At 72.7% G+C, this 10,654-nt stretch carries 12 protein-coding genes; all 12 read left to right on the plus strand.

The window, feature by feature from the left end:
• Positions 1-604: sigma-70 family RNA polymerase sigma factor (locus NH342_RS19520; RefSeq protein ID WP_305884956.1), on the plus strand; the 604-nt coding region annotated here is incomplete at its 5' end.
• 134 nt (positions 605-738) lie between these two features.
• A complete protein-coding gene (locus tag NH342_RS23955) occupies positions 739-1,860 on the plus strand; it encodes a flagellin (RefSeq protein WP_305884957.1) in 1,122 nt (373 codons plus the stop codon).
• Positions 1,861-2,061: 201 nt separating this feature from the next.
• Complete coding sequence (fliD, locus tag NH342_RS19535) at positions 2,062-3,462, plus strand: flagellar filament capping protein FliD (RefSeq protein WP_253017435.1); 1,401 nt, start codon at positions 2,062-2,064, stop codon at positions 3,460-3,462.
• A gap of 34 nt (positions 3,463-3,496) precedes the next feature.
• Positions 3,497-3,883 (plus strand): flagellar export chaperone FliS, encoded by a 387-nt coding sequence (fliS, locus tag NH342_RS19540; protein WP_253017437.1) that lies wholly within the window; start codon positions 3,497-3,499, stop codon positions 3,881-3,883.
• Complete coding sequence (locus NH342_RS19545; RefSeq protein WP_253017439.1) at positions 3,880-4,305, plus strand: hypothetical protein; 426 nt, start codon at positions 3,880-3,882, stop codon at positions 4,303-4,305. Before fliS ends, NH342_RS19545 begins: the two co-directional genes overlap by 4 nt.
• 303 nt (positions 4,306-4,608) lie before the next feature.
• The gene (flgB, locus tag NH342_RS19550) at positions 4,609-4,962 is read left to right on the plus strand and encodes a flagellar basal body rod protein FlgB (protein ID WP_253017441.1); all 354 of its coding nucleotides are present in this window, start codon (positions 4,609-4,611) and stop codon (positions 4,960-4,962) included.
• Positions 4,962-5,369, plus strand: a complete 408-nt coding sequence (locus NH342_RS19555) for a flagellar basal body rod protein FlgC (RefSeq protein ID WP_253017443.1) — start codon at positions 4,962-4,964, stop codon at positions 5,367-5,369. The genes flgB and NH342_RS19555 overlap by 1 nt, the downstream gene beginning before the upstream one ends.
• On the plus strand, positions 5,366-5,779 hold the full coding sequence (gene fliE, locus NH342_RS19560; RefSeq protein WP_253017445.1) for a flagellar hook-basal body complex protein FliE: 414 nt from the start codon (positions 5,366-5,368) through the stop codon (positions 5,777-5,779). The genes NH342_RS19555 and fliE overlap by 4 nt, the downstream gene beginning before the upstream one ends.
• Positions 5,779-7,347, plus strand: a complete 1,569-nt coding sequence (fliF, locus tag NH342_RS19565) for a flagellar basal-body MS-ring/collar protein FliF (protein ID WP_253017447.1) — start codon at positions 5,779-5,781, stop codon at positions 7,345-7,347. Before fliE ends, fliF begins: the two co-directional genes overlap by 1 nt.
• On the plus strand, positions 7,344-8,426 hold the full coding sequence (gene fliG / locus NH342_RS19570; protein ID WP_253017449.1) for a flagellar motor switch protein FliG: 1,083 nt from the start codon (positions 7,344-7,346) through the stop codon (positions 8,424-8,426). The genes fliF and fliG overlap by 4 nt, the downstream gene beginning before the upstream one ends.
• Entirely contained in the window at positions 8,410-9,249 is an 840-nt protein-coding gene (locus NH342_RS19575; protein WP_253017451.1) for a FliH/SctL family protein, read from the plus strand. The genes fliG and NH342_RS19575 overlap by 17 nt, the downstream gene beginning before the upstream one ends.
• Positions 9,246-10,562 (plus strand): FliI/YscN family ATPase, encoded by a 1,317-nt coding sequence (locus NH342_RS19580; protein ID WP_253017453.1) that lies wholly within the window; start codon positions 9,246-9,248, stop codon positions 10,560-10,562. The genes NH342_RS19575 and NH342_RS19580 overlap by 4 nt, the downstream gene beginning before the upstream one ends.
• The last annotated feature ends 92 nt before the right edge of the window (positions 10,563-10,654 follow it).

Raw genomic sequence — 10,654 nt, forward strand, 5'->3', positions numbered from 1 at the left:
GGCCCGCCGCTCCGACGCCGCCGCCGACGCGCTCGCCGCGCGGCTGGGCCGCCCGCCCACGCGGGCCGAGCTGGCCGCCGAGCTGGACGTCTCCCCCACCGAGCTGTCGGCCCTGCAGGTCGACGTGCACCGCGCGGTGATGGTGAGCATCGACGCGTCGACCGGCGAGGACGGCGCGACCTTCGACGTCCCGGCCACCGGGGACTCCCCGGAGCGCGCGGTCGTCAAGCGGGAGCGGGCCCGTCACCTGCACGAGGCCATGGCCGCGCTGCCCGACCGGCTGGGCGAGGTGGTCGAGCGGAGTTTCTTCGGTGATGAATCCCTGACCGACATCGCGGTCGACCTCGGGGTGACCCTGTCGCGGGTCTCGCAGATGCGTGCGCGGGCCCTGGTGCTGCTGCACGCCGCGATGAGCGAGGCCTGGGAGGAGCGCCCGGTGGCGGCCGCCGGCGGCGTGCGGGCCCGCACCCAGCAGGCCGGCTACGTCGCCCAGGTGCTGGAGCGGACCAGCGAGCGGGCCCGACCGGTGGCCTCGCGGGCCTTCTACCCCCCGCCCCCGCGCACCGCCGCGGCGGTCCGCCGGGCCTTCGGCCAGCCGGCCTGACCCCTCCGGCGAAATCTCGGGGATTCGACTCAAGCCACGGCCCCGACCAGCCGTAAACACCCCCGTACCACCCGCAGCACGGATGCAGCGGGACAACCCAGCACCGCCCCACATCCAGGAGGATCACCATGGGCATGCGCATCAACACCAACACCGCGGCGATGAACGCCTACCGCAACCTGTCGGTCAACGACTCGGCGATGAGCAAGTCGCTGGAGAAGCTGTCCTCCGGTTTCCGCATCAACCGCGCTGCGGACGACGCTGCGGGTCTGGCCATCTCCGAGGGCATGAAGTCCCAGATCGGTGGCCTCAAGGTCGCCATCCGCAACACCCAGGACGGCGTCAGCGTCGTGCAGACCGCTGAAGGCGCGCTGGCCACCACCCAGGGCATCCTCCAGCGCATGCGCGACCTGTCGGTGCAGGCGGCCAACGACGGCGGTCTGTCCGACGCCGCCAAGGGCAACATCCAGTCCGAGATCACCCAGCTGAACGCGGAGCTGACCCGCATCTCCGGCACCACCAAGTTCAACGGCAAGGCACTGCTGGACGGTACGTACAGCGGCACCTTCCAGGTCGGTGCGAACGCGGCGGAGACCATCTCGGCCAGCGTCAAGTCGACTGGCGTGTCCGGCGCTGTCAGCAACTGGGCGAACGGTGCCGCTGCCACCACCGCGGCTGCTGCCACGTTCACGCTCAACGGCGTCACCACGACGACCGCGGTGCTGACCGCCTCCACCAACGCCAACACGATCGCTGCTCAGCTGAACGCCGACACCGCGTTCAAGCTGGCCTACACCGCTTCGGTCGACAGCCTCGGCGGGCTGCAGGTCAAGGCGAAGGACGCCACGGCGACCGGAGCCATCACGGCCGGTGGCGGCATCAACGCGGCCACCACCAACACCGCGGCTGCCGCGGCGACGGGCGGCTTCTCCGCGGCCGACCTCGGTGTGGCGGGCATCGACGTGACCACCGTCGGTGGCCCCGACGCTGCACTGGGTCTGCTGGACAAGGCCATCAGCGCTGTCTCGACCGCTCGCGCCAACCTGGGTGCGGTCCAGAACCGGCTCGAGCAGACCACGGCGAACCTGAACATCGCCGTGGAGAACCTGACGGCCAGCCGCTCGCGCATCGTCGACGTCGACATGGCGTCGGAGATGACCGAGTTCAGCAAGAACCAGATCCTGGTCCAGGCCGGTACGGCCATGCTGGCCCAGGCCAACCAGGCGTCCCAGTCGGTCCTCAAGCTCCTGCAGTGAGCTGAGGCGGGTAGGACACCCGCAGCACAGCACTCCCGGTGAGGGGGGTGGCCAGCCGGCCACCCCCCTCACTGCTGTCCGGGGTCACCCCGACGAGTGGGAGCGCGCCCTCGGCTCAAGGTGGAGTCACGGCAGCCGATGTAGAGGGAGCACCACCCGACCACGACCCGTTCCGGAGGAGGAGACAGCGCGATGGTGACCATGGGGATCGACGGACTGGCCTCCGGCCTGGACACGACGTCGATCATCAGCAACCTGATGAAGATCGAGGCCAAGCCGCAGGACCTGCTCAAGACGCAGTTGTCCGTGGCCCAGGCCAAGGCCACCGCCTACCGCGCGGTGAACACCCGCTTCGACGCCGTCCGCAGCGCGGCCGAGGCCCTGACGAGCGCCGGCCTGGCGGCCGCACGGACCGCCTCGAGCACCAACAGCGCCGTCACCGCCACCGCGACCTCGGCCGCCCTCGACGGGTCCTCCCTCAGCTTCCGGGTCGAGCAGACCGCCGCCAGCAAGCAGGTGCTGAGCACCAGCAGCTGGACGTCGGCCACCGCCCGCGCCGACAGCCAGCCCAAGCCCGCATGGCCCATCAAGGTGCTGGACAGCTCCGGTGCCACCGTCGGGCAGATCAACCTGCCGGCGGACGCCACCCTCTCCGACGCGGTCGCCGCCATCAACGGCGCCGGCTACGGGGTGCGCGCCACCATCGTCCAACTGGGGCCGACCGAGTTCCGGCTCCAGGTCACCAGCGACGGCACCGGCACGGCCGGCGCCCGCACCCTCCAGGGTGCGGACGAGGACGCCAGCACCGCCGAGAGCGGCTTCGAGCTCAGCCGGGCCGAGCGCAACGCGGTCATCAGCCTCGACGGCAACGGGCGCCAGATCTCCTCGTCCACCAACACGTTCACCGGCGTCATCCCGGGTGTCTCCTGGACGGTGTCCAAGGCGGACCCCAGCGCTTTCGAGCCGACCACGATCACCGTGGGCGCTGACGCCAGCGCGCTCACGACGAAGGTCCAGACCTTGGTGGACTCCGTCAACGGCGCGCTCGGCCTCATCAAGGGGTACACGCAGTCCACCCCCGGAGCCGCTGTGGCCACCCTGCAGGGCGACCGGGCGCTGACCGGGTTGTCCGACCAGGTGCTGACGGCGGTGTCGTCGGCGATCGGTGGCAAGAGCGCGGCCACCATCGGGCTGCAGCTCAACAAGGACGGCACGATCGCCTTCGACGCGTCGGTGTTCGCGGCCAAGCTCGCCAGCGACCCCACCACCGTCACCGCGATCCTCTCCGGCACGGCCGCCTCGACGACCAACGGCGTCACCACCCCGGCGGTCGACGGCATCGCCGGCAAGCTCGCTGCCCTGGCCAAGACGGCCAGCAACTCGTCGACCGGCACGCTCGTCCAGCTGGCGGAGGGCCGGGACAGCCTGGCCGACTCGCTGCAGGACCGGATCGACGCCTTCGACATCCGGCTCGCCGCCCGTCAGGACACGCTGACCAAGCAGTTCACCGCGCTGGAGACCGCGCTCAACACGATCAAGAACCAGTCGTCCTGGCTGAGCTCGCAGATCGGCCAGCTGTACAACCCGAACAAGACGTCCTGACCAGCCCGCTCCCCCGTCGCCCAGGAGATCCCGAATGACCGCCGCCCTGCGCTCCCGTTACCAGTCCTCCGCCGTGGAGACCGCCTCCCCCCAGCGCCTGCTGGTCATGCTCTACGACCGGCTCGCGCTCGACCTGGTCCGCGCCGAGGCCGCCCTGGGCGAGGGCGACCGCGTGGAGGCCAGCGCGCAGCTCATGCACGCGCAGGACATCGTGCTCGAGCTGCACAGCACGCTGAACCCCGAGGTGTGGGAGGGCGCGGGCGCGCTCAGCTCGCTCTACACCTGGCTGTACGGCGAGATGGTGCTGGCCAACGTCAAGGGCGACGCCCGCCGGGTGGCCGACTGCCGCACGGTGGTCGAGCCGCTGCGGGACGCCTGGGCCGAGGCCGCGGCGATCCTCAGCGGCCAGAGCGCCGGATGAGCCTGCCCGGCGTCCGGCCGCTCGGCGGGGGCACTCCCTGGCCCACGGTCGCGGCCGGCCGCACCGAGGACCGGCGGGAGGACCGCAGGCGCGGCTCGGACACCCCGCCGCGCACGTGGGCCGAGGCCCTGGACGACCTCGAGGACGACACCCGCTCCGCCGAGCGGACCCTGGCCGGCGCCTCGCCCGACGAGATCGCCGCCTGGGGACGCCGGTCCACCGACTGGGTCCCGCCCAGCGGCCTGGGCCCGCTGCCCGACGACCTGCGCGAGCGGGCCGCCCGCCTGCTGCAGCACCAGCTCGCCGTGGCCGAGGCCCTCGTCGAGGGCATCACGCAGTCCCGCCGCCAGCGGGACCTCGCGGCCCGCATGTCGCAGTCCCCGAGCCGTCCGGTGTCCTCCTTCATCGACCGGCCGGTCTGACCCACCGCTGAGCAGATCTCCGCAGGACCCCCCAGCCCGACCTCGGCCGGACTGGGGGGTCCTGTGCTGTCCGGGCCGCTGAGCTGGCACGACTCAACATCGACCCACGCGTGTCGATACTCCCTGCGCCACCCCATCGCCCCCCTCCGCACGCGCAGCCCCGCTCGTCACACACGTCGCCACGGCCACGGTGGTCACGACGGGCCTGCGCACTGCCGATGACGGGTGCACGCGACGGACCTGCCTTCCCGAGGGTCCGCGCGAGCACCGCGGAGGTAGTGACATGGAGCGGACGGTCGTCCGGTGATCGGCATCTCCGACACCACGATGACGGCGTTGCACGCGGCCCTCACCGGCCTGGCGCAGCGTCAGCGGGTCAGCAACGACAACATCGCGAACGTCAACACCCCCGGCTTCCTCGCCGGCCGGACCGACTTCGAGTCCTCGCTGCGCTCCGAGCTCTCCGACGGCCGCGGCATCGCCGTCGGCGGCGGCTCCGTGCACCGCTCGCTGGCCGCCACCCGGACCGACGGCAACAACGTCGACCTGGACTCCGAGACCGTCATCGCCACCGAGACCGGCCTGCGCTACCAGCTGGCGCTGCAGGCCCTCAACGGCAAGTACGACCTCCTCAGCGCCGCGATGCGGACGCAGTGATGAGTACCTTCGACGCCCTGCGGATCTCGGGCTCCGGCATGACGCTGCACCGCAAGTACCTGGACGCGGTCTCGGACAACATCGCCAACATCAACACCGCCGCGGCACCGGGCCAGGAGGCGTTCAAGGAGCGCTTCATCGTGGCTCAGGCCGTGGACTACGGCTCGGGCACCGGCGGCGTCCGGGTGGCCGGCGCGGCCTTCGGCAGCGGCGAGGGCAAGCTCGTCTACTCCCCCGACAACCCGCTGGCCGACGACGAGGGCTACGTGCGGCTGCCCGACATCGACCTGGGCACCCAGATGACCAACCTGCTCATCGCGCAGCGCGGCTACCAGGCCAACATCAGCGCCATCTCGCGCGCCACCGACGCCTACCAGGCGGCCCTCTCGCTCGGGAAGAACCTGTGACCGTCAACCCGCTCGCGCTCACCACCGGCACCGGCGTCGGGGTCAGCTCCGGCTACTACAACAACGGCGTCAGCAACAGCGTGCCGGCGGGGAACATCGCCGGGATGCTGACCAACGGCGTCGTCACCGCGGGCAGCGCCGCCGTGGCCGGCCAGAGCGGCACCACGGCCGTGCCGCGGACCGCCGACGGCAGCTCCTTCGCCGACCTGCTGTCCTCCTCCATCGGGCAGCTGCAGGGCCTGCAGAGCACTGCCGATACCTACGCCCAGCAGGCCGCCACCGGTGACCTGCAGGACGTCCACGACTACATGATCGCGGCGAACGAGGCCAAGCTCGCCACGACCGCCGTCGTCACCATCAAGAACAAGGCCGTCGAGGCCTTCAACGAGATCATGAGGATGCCGGTCTGATGCCCGCCGTTCTTGCCGGCCCGCTGGACCGGGCGCGCACGACGCTGGCCACGATGACCTTCCAGCAGAAGGCCGTCGCGGCCGTCCTCGTGCTCGGCCTCGCCCTGGGCTCCTTCTTCTTCGTCCGCTGGGTGACCACGCCGACCTACGAGCCACTGTTCTCCAACCTGTCGGCCAGCGACGCCTCGGCCATCCGCGACGAGCTGGACACCGAGGGCGTGTCCTACCAGCTGCAGGGCACCGACACGATCCTGGTCCCCAAGGACCAGGTCTACAGCCTCCGGCTGTCCATGGCCGGCAAGGGCCTCACCCCCCAGGCCGGCAGCGACTCCGGCTACGCGCTGCTGGACCAGGGCGGCATCACGACCAGCGAGTTCCAGCAGCAGACGACCTACCAGCGGGCGCTCGAGGGCGAGCTGAACAACACCCTCGAGTCGATGAACGGCGTGCGGACCGCCGCCGTGCACATCGCGATGCCCAAGGACGAGGTCTTCGTGACCGACACCAGCGACCCGACCGCGTCGGTGCTGCTGGACCTCACCCCCGGCACCGACCTGTCCAGCGAGCAGGTGCAGTCGATCGTGAACCTGGTCGCCGGCTCCATCTCGGGGATGAAGCCCGCCGACGTCACCGTCACCAACACCGACGGCCAGCTGCTGTCCGCGGCCGGCAGCGTCGGTGGCACCAGCGGCCAGAGCGACGCGACGGCGACCTTCCAGAACACCCTGCAGGCCAACGCCCAGCACCTGCTGGACCAGATCGTCGGCCCGGGCAACTCCATCGTCACGGTCGCCGCGACGATGAACTTCGACCAGAGCCAGAGCACCGCAACCACCTACAGCTACCCGGTGGAGATCCCCGCGACGTCGGAGGCGACGACGTCGGAGACCTACACCGGCAGCGGCACGGGCGTCAGCGGCGTCCTGGGCACCGACGGCACCACCGGGGCCACCACCGGCGGCGACGGCAACTACGACAAGAACTCCACGACGGTCAACAACCCGATCAACACGACCGTCACCAACACCGTGTCCACCCCGGGCCAGGTCGAGCGGCTGACCGTCGCGGTCGCGCTCAACACCGCCGGCGGCAGCACCGTGCCCAACGGCACCATCCAGGACCTGGTCAGCCAGGCCGTCTCGCTGGACCCGGCCCGCGGCGACGCGATCACCGTCTCCTCGATGGCCTTCAGCACCGCCGCCGCCGACGCCGCCCAGGCCGGCATCGCCGCCGCCAACGAGGCCGCCGCCAGCGAGCAGATGTGGTCGATGGTCAAGACCGGCGCCATCGTCGGCGGCCTGCTGCTGGTCCTGCTGCTGGTCTGGCTGAAGAACCGCAAGAAGGGCGACCCGGACGAGGACTACGAGGAGCTGGACGGCGACTACGACGACCTCGAGGCGCTGCAGGTGGCCAGCACCCGCGACGCCGGCCTGCAGTCGCGCACCGCGGCCGCCGTCGAGGCCATGGAGCGCCAGCGCCTGCGCGGTGAGATCACGAACATGATCGAGTCGCAGCCCGACGCCGTGGCGTCGACCCTGCGCGGCTGGTTGGCCGAGAGCCGGACATGACCCTGGCGTCCGTCGAGCAGATGGTGGGCCTGGAGCCCGGGGGCGACCCCGACCGGGCTCCCGTCCGCCTGCCCCGACGCGACCTCTCCGGACTCCGCAAGGCTGCCCTGTTCCTTGCCCAGATGACCCGGGAGGAAGCGGGCGCCGTCATGGCCCAGCTCACCCCGGAGGAGATCGACGCCCTCACCGGTGAGCTCATGCGGCTGAAGTCCGTGGACCCGGCCGACATCGACGACGTCCTGTTCGAGTTCCACGACCGGATGCTGCACGCACCGGCCGTCGGGGCCGGTGGTCTGGAGTTCGCCCGCCAGGCCCTCACCGCCGGGCTCGGCGACGCGGAGGCCGAGGCCGTGCTCGGCCGGCTGCAGAGCGTCTACGAGGAGCCGCCGTTCACCTCGCTGCGCAACGCCGACACCCGCCAGCTGCTGTCGTTCGTGCGCGAGGAGCACCCGCAGATCATCGCGCTGGTGCTGGCGCACCTGCCCGCCCCGCAGTCCGCCGAGCTGATGAGCCGGCTGGACCCGGATCGGCAGGCCGACGTCGCGCTGCGCATCGCCATGATGGACCGCACCACCCCCGAGGTCGTGCGGCTCGTCGAGGACGAGATCGGACGCCGGATGGGCTCGCTGCTGTCCTCCCCCGACCTGCCGGCCGCCGGCGGCGTCGAGACCCTGGTCGAGATCATCAACCGGGCGTCCCGGCCGACGGAGAAGTCGATCCTGGAGGCCCTGGCCACCAACGACCCGGAGCTGGCCGAGCGGGTGCGCTCGCAGATGTTCGTCTTCGAGGACATCGTCATCGTCGACGACCGGTCCATGCAGCTGGTGCTCCGCGAGGTCTCCCCCGCCGACCTGGCCGCCGCGCTCAAGGGCGTGCGGGACGACGTCCGCGACAAGGTCATGCGCAACCTCTCCGAGCGCGCCGCGCTCGACCTCACCGACGAGATCGAGCTGCTCGGCCCGGTCCGCGCGGCCACGGTCGGCGAGGCCCAGGCCCGCGTGGTCGCGGTCCTGCGCACGATGGAGGAGTCCGGCCAGATCACCATCGACCGGGGGGGCGACGATGACCTCATCGCCTGAGGGGGCCGTGCTGCGCGGGGACTCCGCGGCGCGCGCCGTGGCCTGGGACCGCTCGCCCGGTGCCGGCCGGGTGGTCCGCGACGCCCCGGTGCGGGTGCAGCGCCCGGTGCTGGCCCGGATCGGCGCCGAGCCCGACGTGCCGACGTCGGTGCTCCGGGCCGACGCCGCGGCCGCCGCCGTCCCCTACGTGGCCGACCGACGCTCCCCGGAGCGGGCCGGCCGCCGGGTCGGCGACGTGCCCGCCCCCCGGCTGGAGGACGTCTACGCCGCCGAGCTGCACCGGCTGCGCGAGCAGGCCCGGACCGAGGGCTGGGCGGCCGGGCACGCCGAGGGCATGGCGCAGGCCGAGGCCGCCGTGGCCCGGGTCGAGGCCGAGGCGGAGGCCCGGTTGCTGGCCGTCCAGCAGCGCTGGGAGTCCCGGATCGCCTCCACCGTCGCCGCGCTCACGGCTGCCTGCGCGCAGGTCGACGCCACCCCGCCGGTGGGCGGGGAGACCTTCGACCAGCTCGTCCTGGGGTCGGTGCTGACGCTGGTCGAGGAGGTCTTCGACCGGGAGCTCGCGGTCGCCACCCAGCCCGGGGTGGACGCGCTGCGCCGGGCGCTGGCGCTCAGCCCGGAAGACGGCCCGACCGTCGTCCGGCTGAACCCCGACGACCTCGAGCGGATCGACCCCGTGGTGCTGGCCGGCCTGCCCGCCTCGGTCCGGCTGGTCGCCGACCCGCAGGTCGAGCACGCCGGCGCCGTCGCCGAGACCGGCGTGCAGCGCGTCGACGCCCAGCTGGGCCCGGCGCTGCAGCGGGTCCGGGACGTGCTCGGCGCATGAGCGTCGCCGACGTCCTCGCGCGGGCCCGCACCGCCGCCCGCCCGGTGTGCACCGGCACCGTCACCGGCGCCATGGGCCTGACCATCTCGGTGGAGGGCGTCACCGCCGCGGTCGGCGACGTCGTGGAGATCGCCGGGTCGGGCGGCCTGGGCGAGCCGCTGCGCGCGGAGGTCGTGGCCCTGCACCGGGACCGGTTGACCTGCATGCCCCTGGGCGAGGTGCACGGGGTGCACGTCGGGTCACGGGTGCGCGCGACCGGCCGCCCGCTGCAGGTCCCGGTCGGGACGGCGCTGCTCGGCCGAGTGCTCGACGGCCTGGGCCGCCCGGTGGACGGCGGTCCCCCGCTGGCCGGCCGGGCCCGCTTCGTCGACCTGGCCACCCAGACCCCGCACGCACTCTCCCGCGCCCGCGTCGCGCAGCCGCTGTCCTTCGGCGTCCGCGCGCTGGACACCCTCGTCCCGGCCGGGCGCGGGCAGCGGCTGGGCATCTTCGCCGGCTCCGGCGTCGGCAAGTCGACCCTGCTGGCCCAGATCACCCGCGGCACCGACGCCGACGTCCGGGTCATCGGGCTGATCGGCGAGCGTGGTCGCGAGGTCCGGGAGTTCCTCGAGGAGAACCTCGGCGCCGAGGGCATGGCCAACACCGTCGTGGTGGTCGCGACCTCCGACGAGCCCCCGCTGGTCCGGCTCCGCGCGGCGTTCGTGGCCACCCGGATCGCCGAGGACTTCCGCGACGCCGGCCGCGACGTGCTGCTGCTCATGGACTCCATCACCCGCACCGCGATGGCCCAGCGCGAGGTCGGCCTCTCCGCGGGCGAGCCGCCGGCGACCCGGGGCTACCCGCCGAGCGTGTTCGCGATGATGCCGCGGCTGCTGGAGAAGGCCGGCACCGGCGCGGTCGGGTCGATCACCGGGCTGTACACGGTGCTGGTCGAGGGCGACGACCACAACGAACCCATCGCCGACACCGCACGGTCCATCCTCGACGGGCACGTGGTGCTCACCCGGCAGATGGCCACCGCCGGCCACTTCCCGGCCATCGACGTCCTGGAGTCGATCTCCCGGGTCGCCTCGGCGGTCACCGCGCCCCACCGGATGGCCGACGCCCGCGAGGCCCGGCGGCTGCTCGGCGCGCTGCGCGACGCCCGCGAGCTCATCGAGATCGGCGCCTACACCGAGGGCAGCGACCCGCTGGTCGACCGCGCCCGGCTGCTCGAGCCGCAGCTCACCGGCTTCCTGCGCCAGGCGGTCGAGGACACCACCTCGCCCGACGCCGCCTGGGACGAGCTGCACCGCATCGTGACGGGCTCGTGAAGCGGGCCGCCTTCCGGCTGCAGCCGGTGCTGGAGCTGCGCCGGGCGCAGGAGCGCGCCGCCGGCGCCGCGGCCGCCGAGGCCGCGCGCGCC

Source organism: Klenkia sp. PcliD-1-E, from assembly GCF_024124375.1.
GTDB lineage: Bacteria > Actinomycetota > Actinomycetes > Mycobacteriales > Geodermatophilaceae > Klenkia.